Annotated in this window: 19 protein-coding genes; 10 read left to right on the top strand and 9 right to left on the bottom strand. The window is 70.7% G+C overall.

What is annotated here, in order from left to right; genetic code table 11:
• Positions 1-60: 60 nt before the first annotated feature.
• Complete coding sequence (locus tag GA0070613_RS27590; protein WP_089014943.1) at positions 61-498, top strand: VOC family protein; 438 nt, start codon at positions 61-63, stop codon at positions 496-498.
• Between the two features lie 545 nt (positions 499-1,043).
• Here the strand turns inward: GA0070613_RS27590 and GA0070613_RS27585 are convergent.
• Positions 1,044-1,385, bottom strand: coding sequence for a sensor histidine kinase (locus tag GA0070613_RS27585; protein WP_157746551.1), 342 nt, complete (start codon positions 1,383-1,385; stop codon positions 1,044-1,046).
• An 88-nt stretch (positions 1,386-1,473) separates the two neighbouring features.
• Positions 1,474-1,920, bottom strand: coding sequence for a VOC family protein (locus GA0070613_RS27580; RefSeq protein ID WP_089014941.1), 447 nt, complete (start codon positions 1,918-1,920; stop codon positions 1,474-1,476).
• Between the two features lie 890 nt (positions 1,921-2,810).
• Between GA0070613_RS27580 and GA0070613_RS27575 the strand changes: the two genes are divergently transcribed.
• The 4 genes from GA0070613_RS27575 to GA0070613_RS27560 all read left to right on the top strand — a co-directional run bounded on the left by GA0070613_RS27575 (position 2,811) and on the right by GA0070613_RS27560 (position 8,434).
• A complete protein-coding gene (locus GA0070613_RS27575) occupies positions 2,811-4,646 on the top strand; it encodes a glycoside hydrolase family 15 protein (protein WP_089016242.1) in 1,836 nt (611 codons plus the stop codon).
• Between the two features lie 291 nt (positions 4,647-4,937).
• Positions 4,938-6,116 (top strand): low temperature requirement protein A, encoded by a 1,179-nt coding sequence (locus GA0070613_RS27570; RefSeq protein WP_231929513.1) that lies wholly within the window; start codon positions 4,938-4,940, stop codon positions 6,114-6,116.
• A 39-nt stretch (positions 6,117-6,155) separates the two neighbouring features.
• Entirely contained in the window at positions 6,156-7,610 is a 1,455-nt protein-coding gene (locus tag GA0070613_RS27565; RefSeq protein ID WP_089014939.1) for an RNA-guided endonuclease InsQ/TnpB family protein, read from the top strand.
• A 359-nt stretch (positions 7,611-7,969) separates the two neighbouring features.
• Entirely contained in the window at positions 7,970-8,434 is a 465-nt protein-coding gene (locus GA0070613_RS27560; protein WP_089014938.1) for a hypothetical protein, read from the top strand.
• Between the two features lie 85 nt (positions 8,435-8,519).
• Here the strand turns inward: GA0070613_RS27560 and GA0070613_RS27555 are convergent, their stop codons facing one another.
• Positions 8,520-8,828 carry a hypothetical protein gene (locus tag GA0070613_RS27555; RefSeq protein ID WP_157746550.1) on the bottom strand — a complete coding sequence of 103 codons (309 nt, stop codon included), beginning with the start codon at positions 8,826-8,828 and terminating at the stop codon, positions 8,520-8,522.
• Between the two features lie 750 nt (positions 8,829-9,578).
• On the opposite strand from GA0070613_RS27555, the gene GA0070613_RS27550 reads away from it, so the two are divergent.
• The gene (locus tag GA0070613_RS27550) at positions 9,579-10,421 is read left to right on the top strand and encodes an enoyl-CoA hydratase/isomerase family protein (protein WP_089014936.1); all 843 of its coding nucleotides are present in this window, start codon (positions 9,579-9,581) and stop codon (positions 10,419-10,421) included.
• A 429-nt stretch (positions 10,422-10,850) separates the two neighbouring features.
• Here the strand turns inward: GA0070613_RS27550 and GA0070613_RS27545 are convergent, their stop codons facing one another.
• Positions 10,851-11,606, bottom strand: coding sequence for an SDR family oxidoreductase (locus tag GA0070613_RS27545; protein WP_089014935.1), 756 nt, complete (start codon positions 11,604-11,606; stop codon positions 10,851-10,853).
• Positions 11,607-11,927: 321 nt separating this feature from the next.
• Here GA0070613_RS27545 and GA0070613_RS27540 point away from each other — a divergent pair, with 321 nt between their 5' ends.
• Complete coding sequence (locus GA0070613_RS27540) at positions 11,928-12,749, top strand: alpha/beta fold hydrolase (RefSeq protein ID WP_089014934.1); 822 nt, start codon at positions 11,928-11,930, stop codon at positions 12,747-12,749.
• A 9-nt stretch (positions 12,750-12,758) separates the two neighbouring features.
• Positions 12,759-13,097 (top strand): low temperature requirement protein A, encoded by a 339-nt coding sequence (locus GA0070613_RS27535; protein WP_231929512.1) that lies wholly within the window; start codon positions 12,759-12,761, stop codon positions 13,095-13,097.
• A 118-nt stretch (positions 13,098-13,215) separates the two neighbouring features.
• Here GA0070613_RS27535 and GA0070613_RS27530 read toward each other — a convergent pair whose 3' ends face one another.
• The 3 genes from GA0070613_RS27530 to GA0070613_RS27520 form a co-directional block, all read right to left on the bottom strand.
• Positions 13,216-13,647, bottom strand: coding sequence for a VOC family protein (locus GA0070613_RS27530; protein WP_089014933.1), 432 nt, complete (start codon positions 13,645-13,647; stop codon positions 13,216-13,218).
• Positions 13,648-13,656: 9 nt separating this feature from the next.
• Positions 13,657-14,115, bottom strand: a complete 459-nt coding sequence (locus GA0070613_RS27525; RefSeq protein ID WP_089014932.1) for a helix-turn-helix domain-containing protein — start codon at positions 14,113-14,115, stop codon at positions 13,657-13,659.
• A gap of 301 nt (positions 14,116-14,416) precedes the next feature.
• The gene (locus GA0070613_RS27520; RefSeq protein ID WP_089014931.1) at positions 14,417-15,064 is read right to left on the bottom strand and encodes an FMN-dependent NADH-azoreductase; all 648 of its coding nucleotides are present in this window, start codon (positions 15,062-15,064) and stop codon (positions 14,417-14,419) included.
• Between the two features lie 84 nt (positions 15,065-15,148).
• On the opposite strand from GA0070613_RS27520, the gene GA0070613_RS27515 reads away from it, so the two are divergent.
• Complete coding sequence (locus tag GA0070613_RS27515; protein WP_089014930.1) at positions 15,149-15,637, top strand: MarR family winged helix-turn-helix transcriptional regulator; 489 nt, start codon at positions 15,149-15,151, stop codon at positions 15,635-15,637.
• A 79-nt stretch (positions 15,638-15,716) separates the two neighbouring features.
• Here the strand turns inward: GA0070613_RS27515 and GA0070613_RS27510 are convergent, their stop codons facing one another.
• Positions 15,717-17,957 carry a hypothetical protein gene (locus tag GA0070613_RS27510; protein WP_089014929.1) on the bottom strand — a complete coding sequence of 747 codons (2,241 nt, stop codon included), beginning with the start codon at positions 17,955-17,957 and terminating at the stop codon, positions 15,717-15,719.
• Between the two features lie 360 nt (positions 17,958-18,317).
• Between GA0070613_RS27510 and abc-f the strand changes: the two genes are divergently transcribed.
• Positions 18,318-19,955 carry a ribosomal protection-like ABC-F family protein gene (gene abc-f, locus GA0070613_RS27505; RefSeq protein WP_089014928.1) on the top strand — a complete coding sequence of 546 codons (1,638 nt, stop codon included), beginning with the start codon at positions 18,318-18,320 and terminating at the stop codon, positions 19,953-19,955.
• A 201-nt stretch (positions 19,956-20,156) separates the two neighbouring features.
• Here the strand turns inward: abc-f and GA0070613_RS27500 are convergent, their stop codons facing one another.
• Positions 20,157-21,377 (bottom strand): PucR family transcriptional regulator, encoded by a 1,221-nt coding sequence (locus tag GA0070613_RS27500; protein WP_089014927.1) that lies wholly within the window; start codon positions 21,375-21,377, stop codon positions 20,157-20,159.
• Positions 21,378-21,454 lie beyond the last annotated feature (77 nt).

Genomic DNA, 21,454 nt, shown 5'->3' with positions numbered 1-21,454 from the left:
TCGAACGCGGCCAACTTCCAAGAACTCATTCACAGTCCACTCGCCAAAGAGGAATGAACAGTGCTTGATCACATTTACATCTCGGTAAGCGACGTGCCGCGCTCCCTGGCTTTCTATGCGGCGGTCCTAGAGCCCTTGGGGTGGAGAGAACTCGGGACCTACGACTCCTCCACCGGACCCGCGGGAGTTCCTGATCTCTACGGATTGGCCGACAAGGCCTACGGGTCTGGCGTCGCAGTCGGCTCCAGTATCTGGCTACGCCAGCGCCAGTCCGGTGAAACCGGACTGTATGTAGGGTTTGTTGCTGACGATGAGGCCGAGGTCAACGCCGCGTACGCTGCAGCGATTGAGGCGGGCGGAACGAGCGAGGGCGAGCCAGCGACACGCGCGTACTTCGGCCCGAACTACTACGCAGCCAACATCGCTGACTTCGACGGCAACCACCTGGAAATAGTTCACAAGAGCTTCAACCCGCCAAGCCATCAGCATCTCGTGTAGACGGCGTCGAAGGCATCGCGGTGCTCACCGGAACACGGCCAGCGTCCAAGAACCTCATTCACTAGATGGGTGGCCAGCACGGGAGGTGCAACGCTACCGGCAGAGCAATAGCCGTAGTGTTCGGCGACCCACACCCGACCGAATCCGAACTCTGCGGCTCGTTGCGCGGTCGAGACCACTGCCTGAAGACCCTCACGCGCACACGCGCCCTCCAGCATCAGAGCCGGCTCCAGCACCGACAGCGGCGGCAGCGGCACGCGCGGGCAGCTCGTCCAGCAGTGAAATGTCGCCGTGGTGCGTGTTCATATCCGAATTGCTATCACGGTGCAGCTGGAGGAGGTTACGTCTGATCGAGGTTCCGCTGCCGCCACGGCCAGGGTGCAGGTCTGGCATTGAATGAGACAGCCGGCGGCAAGACGGTTGCCGTCCGCGCGCTGGCTGGGTCGCTGCGCCGGCCCGTCGTGCCGGAACGTGCTGCACCGCAGCCGGGTGGTGCTCGGGATGGCGTAAGCGCCGGTACCGCAAGGCTCACCCGCGCCTTGAGGTCATTGCCACGGTGTCCACCAGTGCGTACCGCCGACGCCACCGACCGTGCCGGCCCCGTCGTCGCGCACCTCCAGCCGAACAGCAGCCGGCTGCCAATAGTCGAGGATCAGTGCGGCGCGGGCCGCCCGGGCGTGCTTGCGGACGTTGGCGAGCCCTTCCTGGGCCGCCCCGAACAGCGGCTCCTCCGCCTCCGCGAGCAGCGGCCGGACCCAGCCAACGACATCCACCTCGATCGGTACGCCGGCGGCCGACGTCTCCTCGGCCACCCCGCGCAACGCCTCCGGAAGCGGCACCGCCGGCTGTGGCTCGCGCAGGCGCTCACTGGCCGACCCAGCTGTCAAGATCGTCGGCGTGTGGCGCTATGTGCATGGAAAATCGACATGTGTGCGGCATTCGGTAGGTGGTGGAGCAAGGACGCGGCTTGTGATGTCACGAACGGGCCTCGCGGCGGGTGGTGACCTCCTGCAGCGTCCAGCCGTTTCCGTCCGGGTCCTGGAATGAGGCGTACGAGTTGTAGCTCTTACGTTCGGGGTCGGGGCCGGGTTGGCGCGCCTCGGGCCAGAAAGGGCTGCCGGGGCCGTGGTAGACCTCGGTGATGTCGACGCCCCGCTGGGCCAGTTCCTCCCGTGTGGCCACGATGTCGGAGGTCACCAGCTCTAGGTGCCGCATCGACCCCGGTGCAGCGGCTATCGGCAGGCCTTTGCCGAACGCGATGGAGGTATGGCCGTCACCAGTCGGGGTCAGTTGCACGGCGCGGACGTCGTCGCCGACCTTGATGTCTGCGTCCAGTCGCCAGCCCAGGCGATCCCGGTAGAACTCCAGCGCCCTGTCGACATCCGACACCGGGATCGTGACCACCTCAAGATTGACGTCCATCGTACCCACTCCTTGTCCGTCCTGTCTGCGGTGTTCTGTCCCGACGGCGGGAACCCTTTGGTCCTGGCCCCGGGCCACCCGGGCTCCCGCCGGCCATCAGTCACCAAGGCCGGATCAACGCCCCTGTGATCGAGGACCGGGAGCTGCTACTGCCGCCGCTGTTCCTACCGCCGGACGGTACCCCCGATTGGGCCATGTCACGGGAGGATCCGGAGGTTGTGCTGGTCGGATGTCCGTCGCGAGGGTCCGTGGCCCGCTGCCGGTGACGGGTGGTTCGGGTATCTTCCGGCAGGCGGCGTTGCTTCGTTACGGTCCACGCCACAAGCACCTGGCTGAGTGACATACATCAATGTGCTGCTCGTGGTCGAGGTTGCCGATGAAACCACGATCCAAGATCTCAATGTCAAGGCGAAGTGTGAGCTGCCCCGGGTTTCGTAGCGGCCGGTTTGCGTGTTTCAGGCGGCGGTCGGACGGTCAGTGAGCGGTATCAACGAGGTTGCTCGCGAGATGGGCGCCAGCGCCGCTGCGGTGGCCCTGGCCTGGGGTGCAGGGCCATGCCGGGAACGCCTCCACCCCGAGGGGTGCGCGCCGGAGGGACCAGTTCGAGGCCAACCTGCGCGCGCCGGACGTGAAACCCATGGCCGACCCACCGCGCCGGCTTGGTGATCAACGGTGGCGATTTGCCACGGCGTGACCGGAGATCTCCGCGACGTCGCCGCCGCGTTCGATGACCAGTGGCTCATCCCGCACGATGAGCTCAACCCGCACGCTGTGCCCGGACTGTCGATGACCTGCCGAAGGTGAGGCGTCGGCTTTTGCCAGTTTCGAGCCTTTATGCCTGCTCCGTCCCGTTAGGGTAAGTCCCGGGTGAGATGTGGTGGGAGGGCCGGGTGAACTCGTACCCTGCGGTGGAGGCCCACGGCTTGATCGGTGATCTGCAGACCGCGGCGCTGGTGGCGATGGATGGGACGCTGGACTGGTTCTGCGCCCCTCGGTTCGACTCGCCGAGCCTGTTCGGGGGCCTGCTCGATCGGCGCAAGGGTGGGCACTTCCAGGTGTTGCCGGAGGGCGTCGAGTACGTGAGCAAGCAGTTGTACCTGCCGGGCACGGCGATCCTGATCACCCGGTTTCTCAGCGCGGACGGCGTGGGTGAGCTCGTGGATTTCATGCCCGTCGCGGGGGATGAGGCGACCGACCGCCACCGCCTGGTGCGGATGCTGCGGATGGTCCGAGGCACGATGCGGTTCCGGATCGACTGCCAACCCCGCTTCAACTACGGGCGGGATCCGCACGAGCTCGATAGCTACCCCGAGGGGCACGTCTTCCGCAGCCCTTCACTCTCCCTCGCCGTGAGCACCGTTCGATACCCCGAACGCCCGCCCGACGAGCAGGAAATGCGGCCTACCGGGGAGGGCGGCTTGCGGGCGATCGCCACGCTGCGGGAGGGCGAGGCCGGGGCTGTGGTTATGGAAACAGGAGTGTCACCTGACCGGCCGCGTTTTTACACACCGGGCGAGGTGCAGGAGTTGCTAGAGCAGACCCGTGGCTTCTGGCGGCGTTGGCTGGCCCGCTCCCGCTACATCGGCCGGTGGCGGGAGATGGTTGAGCGGTCGGCGATCACGCTCAAGCTCCTGACGTACGCGCCGACCGGCGCGTTGATCGCCGCCCCCACCGTCGGGCTGCCGGAGCAGATCGGCGGGGAGCGCAACTGGGACTACCGCTACACCTGGATCCGCGACGCGTCGATCACCGTGCACGCCCTGCTCTGCCTGGGCTTCACCGACGAAGCGTGGCGGTACATGGACTGGCTCAACGATCGAGTCCAGGAAGTCGAGGACCGGCAGGCGTCGCTGCAGATCATGTACCGCGTCGACGGCTCACCCGATCTCAGCGAGGAGACGCTCGACCACCTCGAGGGTTACCGTGGGTCAGCGCCCGTGCGGGTGGGCAACGGCGCGGCGAACCAGCTGCAACTGGACATCTACGGCGAGGCACTCAACGCCCTTCACGAGGCTGACAGCCATGGTCTGCAGATCTATCGCCACGGGTGGCTGAGCACCGTACGCATGATGGACTGGCTCTGCGAGCACTGGGACCGGCCCGAAGACGGGATCTGGGAAACCCGTGGCGGCCGCCAGGACTTCACCTACGGGCGCCTGATGTCCTGGGTGGCCCTCGACCGGGCTGTCCGCCTCGCTCATCGACGCGGACTACCGGCCGACACCGACCGGTGGGTGCGTACCCGGAACCAGATCTACGAACAGATCATGACGCGCGGGTTCCACCCCGGCCGGCGTGCCTTCGTGCAGCATTACGCGACCGACATCCTGGACGCGGCACTGCTCACCATGCCTGCCGTCGGAATCATCGCGCCCACGGACCCCATGTGGCAGTCAACGCTGCGAGCCATGGACGCAGAACTCGTCCGCGACAGCCTGGTCTACCGGTACGACCCGAACGCCTCACCCGACGGCCTCCCCGGCCAGGAGAGCACCTTCACCATGTGCACCTTCTGGTACGTCAATGCCCTGGCACAGTCCGGACGTCTCGACGACGCCACGCTGGCCTTCGAAAAGATGCTCACCTACAGCAGCCCTCTCGGCCTCTACTCGGAGGAAATCGCCCCCACCGGCGAGCAGACCGGCAACTTCCCGCAGGCGTTCAGCCACCTCTCCCTGATCGGCACGGCCGTGGAGCTCGACCGGCTGCTCGACGCCCGGGCTTGAGCCGGGTCTGTCTCGCTAAGGGTGTTTCCGGCGTCGTCGGTTAGTAGGGACAGATCAATCTCGGGAGCAAGGTGACACTCAGCCGCCTGTAGCGCCCGCCCGCCCCCTTGGCCAGGTCGACGAGCTGAGCCGGACAGGCGGCGACGGATAGGAGGAACTGATCGGCCGCTACCGTCGTCCGCGTGAAACCCGGCCGCCCGATTCCAGCCCACCCACCTCCGTAATCACCAGCCCTGCCTCATGGTAGGAATGCCTCAAGCGTCGGACAAAGCCGGCAGAACGGGCGGGATGATGACGACGAGCGGGGCCCGGTTCCTGCGGATGCCCGAGGAGTCGAGGCGGGCGAACTTCCTGGAGCTGTTCTTCGACCTGGTGTTCGTCGTCGCGCTCGCCCAGCTCTCCCAAGGGCTGCTCGAGGATCTCAGGTGGAGCGGCGCCTTCGAGACGCTGGTGCTGCTGTTGGCCATGTGGTGGGTGTGGAGCATCACGGCGTGGGTCACCGACCTGTACGACCCGCAACAGCCGGAAATTCAGCTGCTGGTCACCGCGACCATGCTCGGCAGCCTGGTGATGGTGGTCGCGCTGCCCGACGCGTTCGGCGGGCGAGGTCTGGTCTTCGCTGGCATGTACGTCGCTATCCATGTCGGCCGCCAGCTCTTCCTGGTCCTCGCCCTGCGTGGCCACGAGTTGCAGGGCAGAAGCATCCGGGCGCTGTCCTGGTTCGGTGTCTCGGCGGTGCCGTGGATCGCGGGTGCACTCGTGCCCGATACGCGGCGCGCGGTCCTGTGGACGCTGGCGGTTGCGGTGGACTACACGGGCGCCGCCCTCCGCTACTCGACCCCGGGGCTGCGTCGCTCGCCCATATCGCGGTTTCCGATTGTGGCTGAGCACCTGGCCGAGCGGTACCAGCAAGTTTTCATCATTGCGCTCGGCGAGCTGATCCTGGTCACCACGATGACCCTCGCTGGCACCGGCTTCGCTGCCGATCGGACGGCGGCGTTCGTGGTGTCGTTCGTCGGCACGGCCCTGTTCTGGCGGATCTACATCCGTCGGGCCGGGGAACTGTTGCCCGCCGCCATCGAAGCGGCCCGCAATCCGGACCGCGTTGCCCTAACGGCGGCGGCCGCTCACCTGATCATGCTGGCCGGCATCGTCACCACCGCCGTCGGCGACAAACTCGTCATCGCCCATCCACTCGAACACACCCCACCAGCCTGGGTCGCCGTCATCCTCGGCGGACCCGCGCTGTTCCTGGTCGGTCGAGCCGGCTTCGAATACGCCACCTTCGCCCGTGTGTCCCGGCCTCGGTGGATCGGCGTCCTCGCGCTGGCCGCCCTGGCACCGCCGATGCTCCTCGTGCCGCCGCTGGTGACCGCCATCGCCGCTATCGCAGTCCTCGCCGGGATCGCCGTTGCTGACGCGACACGCGCCCGCGGCCGCCCACCCGAGCCGGCGTCACCACCCGGCTAGTGCCGTGTCCACAAACGTTGGCCGGGATGGTTCGGTTGGGTGAAAGTGTCGGAGGGGTGGTGTTGGCTTCGGTTCGTGCCTCGTCGTCGGGATCCCGCCGCGCCGCGGGTCGTGCATCGCACCGCGCGCGTCGGGTTGCGGCTCACGCCAGGCCAGCGGCGGCGGTGTTTCGGGCTGCTGCGCTCCGCCGGTGATGTGTGGGCGTGCGTGTTGGAGGTGAACGCGTGGCGGCGCCGACGCCACGACGCGCCGCTGGTCGGCTATCAGCAGTTGTGTGGGGAGTTGGCGGCGTCGGGGCCGGGCACGTTCGCCGACCTGGACTCCGTGGGTGCCCGGTCGGTGTTGCGCCGGTTCTCGGATGCGTGGTTCGCGGCGGCGAAACGCCGCAGCGCCGGTGACCTGTCGGCCCGGTTCCCGCGTCGCCGGCGTGCGCTGCTGCCGGTGCGCTGGTATCACGGCACGTTCACCCTCGACGGGCACCGGGTCCGGATCCCCACCGCCAGAGGCACGTCGCCGTTGTGGATCCGTTTGGCGCGGGAGGTGTCGTACCCGGTCGAGCAGGTCCGGTCGGTCACCCTGCGGTGTGAGGGTGGTCGGCTGTTCCTCGACGTGACCGCTGAGGTGCCGGTGGCGGTCTACCCGCCCGGCGAGGAACCGGACCCCGGCAGGGTGGCGGGGGTGGACCTGGGGATCATCCACCCCTACGCCGTGGCCGGCCCCGGCGGGGAGGGGCTGTTGGTGTCGGGGCGGGCGATCCGCGCCGAACACCGCATGCACCTGGCCGACACCAAATCCCGCCACCGCGCCGTCTCACGCCGGGCACCGAAGCCGGGTCAGAAGGGATCCCGGCGGTGGCGGCAGTACCGCCGTCGGGCCCGCCTGGTGCAGGGTAGGCACCGGCGGCGGGTGCGTCAGGCCCAGCATGAGGCCGCCCGCACGGTCGTCTCGTGGGCGGTGCGGCAGCGGGTCGGTGTGTTACACGTCGGCGACCCCCGCGGGGTGTTGGACCTGCCGGCGGGGCGGCGGCACAACCTGCGGTTGCGGCAGTGGCAGATCGGCCGGCTCATCCAGGTCCTCACCGACAAGGCCACCCTCGCCGGCATCACCGTCCGGCTGGTCGACGAACGTGGCACCTCCTCCACCTGTCCCGCCTGCCACCGGCGGGTGCCGAAACCCCGTGGACGGACCCTGTCCTGCCCGCACTGCGCGTTCTCCGGGCACCGCGACCTCGTTGCGGCGGCCAGCATCGCTACCCGTGTTCCGGGCGGCGGATCCACCACCCCGGCAGCGGTTGTGCTGCCGGAGGTGGTCACGCACCGTCGAGCCGGCCGGCATCTCCCCGGTGCCGGCCGGTCCCGACGTGACCCCCGCCGCCCACCCCGGGCGGCGCGAGGATCAGTTGGCCCGCGGAGGCCCGCCCCACCACCCGGTGGGGAGTCGCTCGCCCACACGGCGAGGATCCATGACACCCACCGGAAACCCGGTGAACGTTAGTGGACACCGCACTAGCTGGAAGTGCCACTCACGTCTTGAGACCGTTCTGTCACCGAGGTCCTGAGACTCGACAGGCGGCTGCCGGCGATGTCGTGCTCCGCTTGATGCGCTACACGGTGACCCCAATTGACGGGTTATACGGGCCTTGAGCATGCCGGACGCGGACCGTGAGGCCGACCGTCCACGATGCTGGTGTGCCAGTCAGCCGCTTCAAGCCGATGACCGGATACCGACGTGCAGCGTCGAGAACCGCGACGAACGCAGGGTCGTCCGCGATGTTGCCGCCGCCAACGGGCTGACCGCGATCATGGTTGTTCGGCGCCTTGCATGGAGGACAAAGGACGGCGCAGAATCTGAACGTGTTCAAAAATGAGTGGGCTGGCACCTGGTTGCTGATCGGGCTGGTCGGATCGGTGCTGCTTCGTGGAACCCTGTGGGTGCTCACGGTCTTGAACATCGGGCCACTCCTTGGGCCGGTCGACTTGCTGCTTGTCCCGGCAGTCGGCGGCACCGTCGGCACGGCGATCTGGCTCGGCGACATCGTCGCGTCGTTCCTGTTCGCCGTTGCGACGGGCGTCGCCTGCCAGGGACTGCGCGGCGACCGCGCGTGGGCGTACCGGCTGGGGCAGGGGCTGGCCCGCTTCTACGTCGCTTTGAACGCGTCGACCGCCACCGTCTGTGGCGTGCTGATGTGGGACTGGGGCTTGCTGGCCTTTCCGTTCGTGTTGTACATCGTCTCGATCGTCGTCGCGATCATGGCCGCTCGCCAACTGAAGGCGCATCGCAGGTCGGCGATGGTCGAGGATCGCATACTCCAGCGATAGGCGACAGCCGGTTACGCACTGTGACAGCGGGTGGACATCGAGCCTGGAGGGCCGCCGTGCGGGGTGCCGTGGCCGGGTCCGGGGGCTACGCCGCGAACAAGCGCACCCGGACGCCCGGAACGGGAATGTCCCGGCCGTCTTGCAGCTCCGCCTGCACGCCGTTGTACCAGAGCCAGTGCCGGCTCCATGGGCGGTCGGCGGGACCGAACTCGTCCGGGTACCGGTCGCCGACCACCAGCTCGCCGATATCGAGGAACGACATCAGGCCGCGCCTACCGGCCTGGCGTAGCGGTTCCGGTACGTCCAGCAGCCGGAATCCCACATCGGCGTTGTCCTCGCTGAGCGGTTCCTCGAAGTAGCGCCACTCGTCGTCGAGGAACCCGGACAGAGCCATTTCGCCGCGCGGGTTCGCCTCGGCGAGCACCGAGGCGTGCCGTCGAACAGGTCGAAGGTGAACGCGTCACACCCGGCCGCGACCGCCAGGTCGACAAGCCGGGGGCGGTCGGCTCCGGGGCGGCGGGTACCGAGCAACGCGTGCGGGAGGGTCATCACCATGGTCCACTCGCCGGCGCCAGGTATCAGCGCCATCGTCCATAGCGGTTGGACGTACGACGGTCCGGGCCGCCATGTGTCGCGCCCTGCCGGCGTGCCCGGCGGAAGCGGCGCGTACCCCTCGCCGGCGCATAGCGCGGTGACCGCGCGCTCGGCGTGGTCGAGGTCGGCGGTGCGCAGATAGGTGATCGTGCTCCACTCACCCATGTGAGAACTCCAATCAGGACCGGAGCTGGCGCCCGCCGAAGGTCGCCACCTTGGCGGGCCGGACCGCAGGTAGTCATCAGACTCGGGACCCGTCAAGTGAAGCCACCGCCGGCAAAGCCTGGCGGGGGTCCGGCTTGAGATGGCTGGTGGTAACACACACGCCGGCTCCGGAACAGGGACAGGCTCTACGAGTGCCTGAACAGGGTCGCGGTGCGCGCTTGGGATCCGGCGAAGCGCCACGGCCGGGCGAAGCCAGTCCGTACGATCGACAGCGACCATCGGGCGCCGATCTGTCCGGTGACCCCGGGCCCCGGGCGCTGGTCGCCCCGCGGATCCCACCGCCGCTGCCCGCGGCCCCGGTCGCGCGACGGAGAGGAGCAGGCGGGTGAACGCCTCGTTCGAGACCCTGCGTACGGAGCTGACCGACGGCGTCCTGACGGCGACGCTGGACGCGCCGCCGATCAACATGATCGGCCCGGAGTTGGTACGGGACCTGGTCACCCTGCTCGGCCGACTGAGCAGGACCACGGAGGTGCGGGTAGTCGTCTTCGACAGCGCCGACCCGGACTTTTTCATCTCTCACGTCGATCTGACCAAGGTAGCCGAGTACTCGGCCGAGGCGGCCAAGGCGGGCGGGGGTCCGCAGGACGCCTTTCTCGGCATGGTGCTACGCAAGCTGAGCGAGGTGCCGGTCGTCACGATCGCGAAGCTGCGCGGACGGGCTCGGGGAGCGGGCAGCGAGTTCGTGCTCGCCTGCGACATGTGCTTCGCGGCGCGGGAGAACGCGCTGCTCGGCCAGCCCGAGTGCGGTTTCGGCGTGGCACCCGGGGCTGGTGGCGTACAGCACTTGGCGCGTCTGCTCGGCCGAGGACGGGCCATGGAGATGATCCTCGGCGCGCAGGACGCGGACGCTGACCTCGCGGAGCGGTATGGGTGGATCAACCGGGCGCTGCCGGACGCCGAGCTCGATGAGTTCGTGGCCACGCTGGCCCGACGGATCGCGTCCTTTCCTCCGGCGGCGATTCACTCCACGAAGCGGGCGATCAACGAGCTGACAATGCCGCCTGCCGACGCCGTACGCGCCGACGGCCGCCGGTTCCAGGAGTTGGTCGCCGCCCCGGAGGTGCAGGACCGGTCGAAGGAGTTGTTCGGCCGGGGCTTTCAGACCCGGGGCCCGCTGGAGCTGGACCTCGGCGCACGGATCGCCGAGTTGCCGGCCGCCGGGTGACCGCCGCCTTTGAATGGCGCGCAGCGGTTGGGCGCTACCGTCCAGCGACCGGAGGCCAAGGGATGTCGTATTCGCGCGACCATGGTGCCGTTCCTGTGCGACCCGGACGTTGGCCCGCACGGCGCGCTCCTGGGGTACAGCAACCCATGAGACCGTCAGAGCCCTCGACGGCCGAGTCAAGACCGGACAAGATCTGGCGGGCATGCAGGGCCGGTTAAGGGCGATTGCCGCCCCCTACCGGCAACTTCCGCCGTGACGTTTCGCAAACACGTGAGGTCTACGCAGATTGTCGCCGTTCCGCCTCGGCGGTGTATCTCGACACCGTTCATCCTCCTGCTCGGGCGCACGAGCAATCAGCTGTCAATGTGTGCCCCCCACGTCTGGGGGTAGTCGCCGCAGTCCGTCGTGACCGGCCGCCCCCGCGGCTTCCTAGCTGACCTGGGCGGACCGGGCGCGCCAGTCCTCCAGTCGGGTGTCGGCGAGGCGGGCGCCGTCGGCCGGCACCAGCGAGCGTTCCGCCAGCACCGCGCCGAAGTACGGCGCCGCCGGGTCGCTCACCACCTCGCGGGTGTCGTGGCGTGCCGCCAGGGTGGCCCGGCCCAGCTCGTCGAGGCGGAACTGCTCCGGGCCGCCGACCTCGACGACGGAGTTCGTCGGCGTGCCCACCGCGACCTCGGCCACCGCCGCCGCCACGTCGTCCGCGGCGATCGGCTGGATCAGGACCGGGGCGAGGTGCGCGGTGTCGTCCACCGTCGCGCTGTCGACGATGCCCTGCACGAACTCGTGAAACTGCGTCGCCCGCACGACCGACCAGGCGATCGCGGAGGCGGCGATCAGCTTCTCCTGGGCGACCTTCGCCCGCATGTACCCGCTGTCCGGGATCCGGTCGGCGCCGACGATCGAGAGCGCCACGTGGTGGCGTACGCCGGCCGCGGCCTCCGCGGAGAGGAGGTTCCGGGTGGACGTCTCGAAGAACTCCAGCACGTCGGCGTCGGCGAACGAAGGGGAGTTCGACACGTCGACGACGACATCGGCGCCGTCGAGCGCCTCGGCCAGGCCCGCCCCGGTCAGCGTGTTCACGCCGGACTTGGGGGAGGCCGCCACCGTATCGTGACCCTGCTCGCCGAGGATGGCCACGACCTTCGAGCCGATGAGTCCGCTGCCGCCGATGACGACGATCTTCATGATCGGATCACTTCCTGTCTGCCTGCGGCGCGCCGGGCGCCGTGCTGTCATCCACCTCGACCGGGCAGGGAGCCGATCCGTGACAACGAAGGTAGGGCGGTCCGGGCCCCGGGGCGGGCGGGCCTGACGGTGGTCCCGCGTTCGGGTGAACCGGCCGTGACGCCCGGTGCCGGCACATAGCATCGGGAAGAGCCGACCTGGACCTATCGGTAATCGGGTGACCGCGCCGGCCGGAAGGTGTTCACGGGTAGGACGCCGGCGTGAGGACGTCCGCCACAGCCGCCTGCCCGCGTTCGTCTCGACGATCAGGAGGGCAACGGCATGGGCTACATCACCACGAAGGACGGCACCGACATCTACTACAAGGACTGGGGCGAGGGCCCGGTCGTCACGTTCTCGCACGGCTGGCCGCTGAACGCGGACGCTTGGGACGGGCAGCTGCTCTTCCTCGTGCAGAACGGCTTCCGCGTGGTCGCGCACGACCGCCGGGGCCACGGCCGGTCCAGCCAGGCCAGCGGCCGCAACGACATGGACGGGTACGCCGACGACCTGGCGGCGGTCATCGAGGCGCTCGATCTGCGGGACGCCACCCTGGTCGGTCACTCGACGGGCGGCGGCGAGGTGGCCCGCTACATCGGCCGGCACGGGACGGGGCAGGTCGCCAAGGCCGTCCTCATCTCGGCCGTGCCGCCGATCATGGTGCAGTCCCCGGACAACCCGGAGGGGCTGCCGATCAGCGTCTTCGACGAGCTGCGTGCCAACCTGTTCAAGGACCGGTCGCAGTTCTACCAGGACCTGGCGCAGATGTTCTACGGCGCCAACCGGCAGGGCGCGAAGGTGTCGAAGGGCATCCTCGACCAGTTCTGGCTGTGGAGCATGCAGGCCGGCCTGTGGAACGCGTACACGAGCATCAAGGCCTTCTCCGAGACGGATTTCCGGGCCGACCTCGCGAAGTTCGACATCCCGACGCTGGTGCTGCACGGCGAGGACGACCAGATCGTCCCCGTGAAGGACTCGGCGAGGAAGACCGCCCAGCTCATCGCGAACGCGCAGGACATCTACTACCCGGGCGCCCCGCACGGCATCACGTCCACCATGCAGGACCAGGTCAACAAGGATCTGCTCGCGTTCCTGCGAGGCTGATCAGCCACGATGCGACCGGCGCCGGCGGGCCGCGATCGTCGGGCGACGCCGTACGAGATCTTCTTCGACCTCGTCTTCGTCTTCGCGCTCACCCGGATCATGGCGTTGATCGGGCAGCCGCCGACCCCGGTTGGCATGGCGCAGGGGTTGCTCCTGCTGGTGTTGCTCTGGCTCGCCTGGGGGTCGTACACCTGGTTGGGCGACCGGACGCCGGCGGACGTCGGTGTGGTCCGGGCGGGGGTGCTGGTCGCCATGGCGGCGCTGTTCGTCGCCGCGCTGGTCATGCCCCGGGCCCTGGTCGCCCGGGCCGGGCCTGGACGGGCCGCAGGCGACCACCTCGGCCGGTAAGGCGGGAGACGTCATGGCCCGACCGTCGCACCGCCGCCGGACCCCGACCAGGGACGGCTGGTTCGGGACCCGGCGGTCCCTGGTCGGGGCGGCAGGGCAGCCGACGTCCCCGGGCGGCTCAGTCGAAGGCGGCCGGGTCGAACTCGCGGTGTTCCACCAGGACCAGCCAGTTGCCGGAGTTGTCCCGGGCGACCGCCTCCACCCCGTACGGCCGATCGGACGGCTCCTGGATGAACTCCACGCCCTTGGCGCGCAGCTCCTCGTGGGTCTTGCGGCAGTCGTCCACGGCAAGCCCGAGACCGAACATCCCGCCCTCGGCCTGGGCGCGGCGCAACGTCTCCGCCATCTCCGGCGAGTACGGCGGACCGGGCAGGGTCAGGTGGACCTCCAGCTCCGGCTGGCTCGGGTGCATGACGGTGCACCAGCGGTAGGAGCCGTCCCCGACGGTGATGTCGGTGTGCTCGGCGAACCCGAGCACGTCGAGGTAGAACGCCTTGGCCGCGTCAATGTCCTGCACGAACACGCTGGTGATCGAGATGTTGGTAATCATGTGACCAGGCTAGGAACCGCCGTGCCTGTCCGGCTTCTCCTGGCTTGCGGACCCGCGCCGTTCGGCCAGGCCCCACATGAGCACGAAGCACCCCGGTACGCGGGGCGCGCCGGTCGCGCCCCAGCGGCGCTGGAACTCGCTCGGCGTCTCGCCGACCAGTTCCCGGAACCGGCTGCTGAAGGAGCCGAGGCTGGCGAAGCCGACGGCGTGGCAGACCTCGGTGACGGTGAGGTTGGTGGCGCGCAGCAGGTCCTGCGCGCGTTCGACGCGGCGGTGCGACAGGTGCGCGGCGGGGGAGAGGCCGTAGGTGGCGGTGAAGAGCCGCTGGAAGTGGTACTTGCTGACGCCGGCCACCGCGGCGACCGCCGCGAGGTCCAACGGCTCGGCGTAGTGACGGTCCATGTGGTCGCGGGCCCGGCGCAGGTGGACCAGCAGGTCACCCGGGGCCCGACGGGGCGGCGCGCTCATCACCTGGCAGCTTATGACCCGGGTGGGCCGGGCAGGGGTCGGCGGTCCAGGGCCAGGTGTCGGTGCCGACGTCGACCACGAAGACGGACCCGCACCAGCACCTGCCCTACTCCGGCCACCGGCTGCGCCACCTCGTGCAGGTCAGCGGACCGTCGAACTCTTCAGCACCACCGCGCGCACGGCTTCGCCTCGTCTGGTCCCGCTGTTCTCGGCGAAAAGGAATTCACGGACAATCGTAACGTCTGGTCGTGACCGACGCGGCCGGTGACCGCCGGTCACGACCAGACGAATCGGGCTACCGCTACGCGGCGGCGGTGGCCGGCACCCAGAGGTCGTCGATGTCGCGCTCGGCCGCCTCGAGGCTCTCCCCGGCCAGCGGGATCAGCCCGGCCATGGCGGGGTTCACCGGGGCGAGGGTGAGCTCGGCCGTGATGAAGCGGGGCTGGAGACCGGTCATCGCCAGGCCGTGCGGGAGCCAGGGCTCGGCGTGGTCCCAGCCCGCGCGCGGAGTGCCCGCGCCGTAACCGCCGCCCCGGGTGGCCAGCACGATGAACTCACGTCCGTCGAGCAGGCCGGCCTGGGTCTCCGGGTGGTACGACAGGCCGGGTGCGATGAGGTGGTCGACCCACGCCTTGACGCTGCTGGGCGCGGCGAAGTTGTAGAGCGGGAGCCCGAGCAGGACCGTGTCGGCCTGCTTCACCTCGTCGACGAGCTGCTCGGTCAACGCCCAGGATGCCCGCTGCGCCGGGCTGTGGTGCTGCGCCGGCACCATCCGGGCCAGGCCACCGGCCTCGTCGAGGTGTGGCAGCGGCTCGCGGCCCAGATCCCGGTAGCTGACCGTGCCGCCGGGGTGGGCGGCCCGCCAGGCGGCGGCCGCTCGGGCGGTGAGCCGGCGGCTGACCGAGCGCTCCCCCTGGATGCTCGAGTCGATGTGCAAAAGGTGCGGCATGGGATTTCCCCTTCATAAATGATTGGTGCTGCGCGAACCATTTGTAGCACGCAGGCTCCTGACCCGGGCGGTAGGCTTGGTCACATGCCCGCCACTCCCGTCGACCAGCCAGAGCACCGCTTGGCGCCGCTGCTCGACCACCTCGCGCGGCGGATGCGGCTGAGGGTCGAGACGGTGCTGGCGCCGCTGGGCCTGCGGCCGCGTCACCTGGTCGCCCTGACCGTGCTGCGCGCGCAGGGGGGCAGCAGCCAGCAGGCGCTCGCCGGCACCCTGGCGATGGACGGCACGAACATCGTGGGGCTGCTCAACGAGCTGGAAGGGGAGCGGCTGATCGAGCGGCGACGCTCACCGGAGGACCGTCGGCGCCACGTCGTCGAGCTCACCGACGCCGGTGCCCGACGGCTCAACGAGGCGGAATGCGCCCTCGCCGCGGTGGAGGGGGAGGTGCTCGGCGCCCTCGACCCGGGCCAGCGCGAGACGCTCTACGAGCTGCTCCAGCGGGCCGCCACCGGCACCGCCGTCACCTGCATCGAAGCGCTGGAGGATCCGTCGGGAGACGCCCAGGCCTGCTGAGGCCGGGTCCGTCGCTCCCCGGACGGCGCGGGCGAGGGCGACGGGATCCTGGGCCCGGTGAGCGGTGTCCGTCGCGGCCTCAGCTCCGGTCCGCGTCGCGGAGCCGACCGACGAGTTCGCGGACCGCCGCGGCGAACCGCTCGTCGGACTCGCACGGCCAGTGACCCCTGATGGGTGGCGGGACGCTGTCGCTCGGGGGCACCACCACGTCCTCCGGGTCCCGGAGCCGGCGGTCCACTCCCGCGCTCGGGCCGGCTCGCGGCGGCGGGTCGCCGGGCCGGTGGGCGGCGAACAGCCAGCCGCCGATCGGATCGGTCTCCCGCCACAGGTTCACCCATCGCCAGCCGATCCGGGCGCCGACCTCGTGCAGCACGTCCCGGCCTAGGTATGCCGGGAAGAGCCGGGTGTACAGGCGGTCCAGCGGGGACCCGTAGGTGAGCAGCGCGACCCGGCGGCGCACCGGGGCCGGCAGTTGCAGCACGGCCGCGGCGAGCAGGACCGAGCCGTGGCTGTGGCCGGTGAGCAGGACGCCGTCGTGCTGGCTGGCCAGGTAGCTGATCCGCTTCGCCAGCTCTGGCACGGCCCGCTCGGCGTAGCAGGGCGGCGCGAACGGGTGGGCCGCCCGGGGCCAGAAGGTGCCGAGGTCCCACAGCACGCCCACGTACCGGCGGAACTCGGCCGTCCGGTAGGCGAACAGGCCGCCCACCACCAGCCCGAGGATGATCCCGGCGATGAGGTAGCTGCCGAAGGCGAGCCCGAAGTTCACGAATTCAGCCGGCACGCCGAGGAACCGCTCCGCCAACGGGCTGGGCTGGAACTCGAACAGGGCCAGCACGCTCGCGGCCAGCCCGACCGCGGCCAGGCCGGCGGTCACGATGGCCAGCGGCCCGAGCCGCTCGGTGAACCGGGCCCGGGCGATGGTCCTCGCCACCCGGTCCAGGCGGTCGGCCGCCTCCGGCGGGGCGTTCGGGAAGTCCCGGGCGACGATCGCCGCGGCGGCTCGTCGCCGGCCCGGGCGGGTTAGCAGGGTGCCCGTGCCGCCCGCCGCCACCGCGGCGGTCGACGCCAGGAAGAACGTGAAGATCGCCCACTTGTACGCCAGTGGCGGGGGCACCAGGTCGTCGGTGCGTCCGTTGATCGCCCGCCGGTTGAGGAAGTACGCCGTCCGGTAGACCAGCTCGGCGGAGAGCGCACTGGCCAGGCCCACCGCGACGGTCGCGATGACCGGCGCGCCGAGGCCGCGCAGCAGCGCCGAGCGGGGGTCTCGGCCGCGACGTCGCCACAGCGCCAGCACGGCCAGCGCGAAGAGCAACGTCATCTGCGCGACGAACGCCCAGGCGACGATCCGGCTGTACCCGGGCAGTCCGGTGGAGTGCGGCCAGGGGGCTCCGTCCAGCGCGACGACCCCGAGGGTGGGCACGGTCAGTACGCACGCGACGACGCGCACGGTGACGGCCAGCCGGTCCATCGGACCGGTGGAGGTCCGTTCCAGCGGCGCGCCGGCGCAGAGCAGCGCCAGGCACGTCGCGAGCACCGCGCCGGCGACCGTGGCCAGCGCGATCACCACGGGCGACGGCCCGCCGGCGCCCCGCGCGGCGAGGAGGGTGAGGTTCAGCACCGCGAACGCGGCGGCGACGTGGATCGCCCGCAACCGGCCCACCATCGGCATGGCGTCCCACTGGCCGACGGCGCTGAGCCGGTCGCCCTCGGGGTCGCCACCGGGCGCGCGGAGGGCGTCGTACGAGCGGCCGGGCCGGACGCTGAGCAACCAGAGCAGCCCGAGGGCGGCGACCGGTAGCACGGCGAGCACCACCAGGCGCAGTCCGACCGGGCGGCCGCCCAGGAAGGACAGCCAGGTGCGTTCGTCCATGCAGCGGGACGAGCCCATGCACTTCCAGGCGATGAGGTCGAGGGCGACGCCGGCCGCGGAGAGCACGTACACCAGGGAGAGGTTGAGCGCGATGAGCCGGCAGAGCACCTTGACCCCCGAGCCGGAGCCCCGGCCCGCCGGGCGCATCCAGATCGCCACGTTGCTGAGCATGAACGGCAGCAGGAAGACCAGGGACAGCGTCCGTGCGGCCGTGCCCGACGGCAGGTCGCTCCACCGGTACGTCTCGAGCACCACCCCGCCCGGGCCGGTGGAGTCGGGGTAGTCCGGCCGGGGCCGGTAGAAGCCGCCGCTGCGGTCCCCGGCCACCTGTTGGACGTGCGGCCGGTCCAGCACCTGCTCGGCCCCGGCGCCGGAGACGCCGTGGACCCGCAGCTCCACGACCTCGCCCGGGACGCCCTGGTCCCCCGACGGTGGTGACTCCTGCGACATCCCCCCGCGACCCCCGCTGCGCGGCCAGCAGCCCTTGGCGGGTCGCGGATACGACGACGAGCTGCGCCGCCACCCGGCTGGCCGGGCTGACTACCCGCCCGGCGGCCCGCCAACCGTGTTCCCGACCGCGCCGTCCGCGGGCCGCCAGCAGCGGGCGGACGCTGCTAAGGTTGGCCACGAGTGATCGGGACAGGGAGACCAGACATGGCGGGCGACGACGACATCTCCGGGTGACACCGGACGGGCCCTCGGCAGGCGCGCGTCAGCGCAGCCGCCGTGGCGCCATGCCGTCGTTCCACGAGCCCTGTTCCCCGCCGGGCCGCCCTGACACGCGCGCCCGCACCATCACGAGGACGTCCCATGTCCGACGCGTTCATCACCTGCTCGAACCTCTCCTTCACCTGGCCCGACGACACCCCGGTCCTCACCGACCTCTCCTTCACCGTCGGCGCGGGCCGCACCGGCCTCGTCGCGCCCAACGGCGCCGGCAAGAGCACCCTGCTCAGGCTGATCGCGGGCCAGTACCGACCGACCGGCGGCAGCGTCTCCGTCCAGGGCGTCCTCGGCTACCTGCCGCAGGACCTGCCGCTGGACGGGGCCCGGACCGTCGCCGAGGTGCTGGGGATCGCCGACAGGCTCAAGGCCCTGCACGCCATCGAGTCCGGGGACGCCAGCGAGGAGCACTTCGCCACCCTCGGCGACGACTGGGACGTCGAGGAGCGCAGCCGCGCCGAACTGGACCGGCTCGGCCTCGGCGACGTGCCGCTCGACCGGCGGCTGCACACCCTCAGCGGCGGCCAGGTCGTCTCCCTCGGGCTGGCCGCGCAACTGCTGAAGCGGCCCGACGTCCTGCTGCTCGACGAGCCGACCAACAACCTCGACCTCGACGCCCGCCGCAAGCTGTACGCGGTGCTCGAGGAGTGGACCGGCTGCCTGCTGGTGGTCAGCCACGACCGGGCGCTGCTCGACCGGATGGACCGCATCCTCGAACTCGACCGGGGCGGGGTCCGCTCCTACGGCGGGAACTTCACCGCGTACGAGGAGGCCGTGCGCGCGGCGCAGGACATCGCGGAGCGCCACGTCCGCAACGCCGCGCAGGAGGTCAAACGGGAGAAGCGGGAGATGCAGCAGGCGCGGGAGCGGGCCGAGCGCCGGGCCAGCAACGCCGCACGCAACCTCAAGAACGCCGGCCTGCCGAAGATCTTCGCCGGGACGATGAAGCGGGGCGCCCAGGAATCGGCGGGGAAGTCGAGCGAGACGCACGCCGCGCGGGTCAGCGAGGCGCGGGCCCGACTCGACGAGGCGGGCCGCGCTCTGCGCGACGAGCAGAAGATCACGCTGGAGCTGCCGGGCACGAACGTCCCGGCGGGACGAACGGTCTTCCTCGGCGAACGGATGCAGGTGCACCACGGCGACCGGGCCCTGTTCGCCGACGACGGCGTCGACCTGGTGATCCGGGGACCGGAGCGGATCGCGCTGGCCGGGCCCAACGGCGTCGGCAAGTCGACCCTGCTGCGGCTGCTCCACGGCGACCTGACGCCGGACGGCGGCCGGGTCCAGCGGGCCGACGGCCGGGTCGCGTACCTGTCCCAACGGCTGGACCTGCTGGACCTCGACCGTACGGTGGCGGAGAACCTGGCCGCGTTCGCGCCCGGGATGCCCGACGCGCAGCGGATGAACCTGCTCGCCCGGTTCCTGTTCCGGGGCTCCCGCGCCCAGCTCCCGGTCGGGGCGCTGTCCGGAGGTGAGCGGCTGCGCGCCACCCTGGCCTGCGTGCTGTCCGCGGAGCCGGCGCCGCAGCTGCTGCTGCTCGACGAGCCGACCAACAACCTGGACCTGGTCAGCGTCGGCCAGTTGGAGAGCGCGCTCGGCGCGTACCAGGGCGCGTTCGTGGTGGTCAGCCACGACGCGCGGTTCCTGACGGAGATCAAGGTGGACCGCTGGTTGCGGCTCGACGAGGGCGGGCTGCGCGAGACGGGCGCACCCGACGTCGACTAGTCCGACGGGGTCCGGGATGGACCGTTCGCCCCTGGTGTCGCCCACCACCACGGAGGCGCGCAGACCGGGATTGAGTGTGTGTCGCAAATGCGAGCGGCGGTGAGGGTGATGAGTGCCCGCAGCCTGGCAGAACCGGCGGGCGAGTGCGACGTACGTCCGCTCGGCGAGGACGCCCGGGGCCACCGGTCCGGCCGCCCCTGCTCACTCCGGCTCGGGGGCGGACGGGGGCATCGCCAGCGCGAGGGTCAGGTCGAGGACGGTGGCCGGGTCGTGGAGGCGATCGCCGTACAGCTCGCGCAGCTGGCCCATCCGGTAGCGCACCGTCTGCGGGTGCACGAACAGGTCAGCCGCCACGTCGTCGCGCCGGCCCTGGTGCAGCAGCCACGACCGCAGCGTCTCGGTGAGCCGGTGCGCGGTGGCCGGCGGCAGCGACTCCAACGGCTTCAGCGCCTGGGCCCGCAGGTCGGCCAGCCCCTCCGGGTCCATGCTGAGCACCAGCTCGGCGAGGTGCTCCTCGGTGTCCAGCGGCCCGCTGTCGGGCCGACCGAGGCCGAGCGCCCGCGTGGCCCGCTGGTAGGAGGCGGCCACCCGGCTCCACGGGCGCGCCGGCCCGAGTACCGCCCGGTGCCCGTGGAGCACGCGGGCGAGCTGCCGGCGGCCGGTGCCGTGCGCGTCCGGCACCAGCAGCACGGCCAGCTCCTCGGCGAGGTCCACCCCGGGCAGGTCCTCCCCGCTCTCCAGGGTGTGCGGGCTGAGCAGCGCCAGCACCGGGCGCAGGTTGCGGCGCGGCAGCAGCACGACGGTGAGCGTCTGCGGCGGCGGCCAGTCCGCCCGCTCGGCGCTGCGGCGCAGGGTCTCCTCCGGCTCGCCGGCGAGCAGCTGCTGGGTCAGCCGCTCCAGGTAGCGGCGCTGGACCCGGCCGGCGCTGGCCAGCTCGTCGGCGTGCCCGGCCACGCTGGCCGCGGAGAGCTCGTCGATATAGGCGAACATCAGCTCGGCGAACTCGGCGACCGTCTCGGCGGCCGACCCGCTGCGGACGGTGGTGGTGGAGACCTCCCGCCACGCCACCCGCGCCCCCACCCGGTACGCGGCCAGCAGCGCGTCCATGCTGCGGCCGGAGCGTGCCTCTCCGCTGCCGAGCGCGTACGCGGCCTCCAGGGCCGGGGTCAGCGGGGTGCTCGGGTCGGAGGACTGGGCCTTCTCGACGAGCTGGAGGAACGTGCCGAGCGCGATGCGTACGGCGTTCTCGATCTTCTCCCGCATGGTGCCGGTGAGGGCGCCGGAGTAGCCCGGCACCTCGCCGGTGATCGCGCTGACCGTCCGCTCCGCCACCACGGGGAGGCGGTCACGGAGCCGGGCGGCCACCCGCTCGTCCAGCTCGAGGCGGGCGGCGCGTCGGGTCGTCCCGGACTGGTCCGACATGTTGTTCTCCCCGAACAAAAACCTGCGGCTGATTCACCTTTGCCGGTCAAGATGTTATGCGATTGCGCGGCCACCCT

The organism is Micromonospora inositola (assembly GCF_900090285.1).
Classification (GTDB): Bacteria; Actinomycetota; Actinomycetes; order Mycobacteriales; family Micromonosporaceae; genus Micromonospora; species Micromonospora inositola.
The sequence above is the reverse complement of the archived record's forward strand: the minus strand, read 5'-3'. Positions and strand labels throughout refer to the sequence as shown.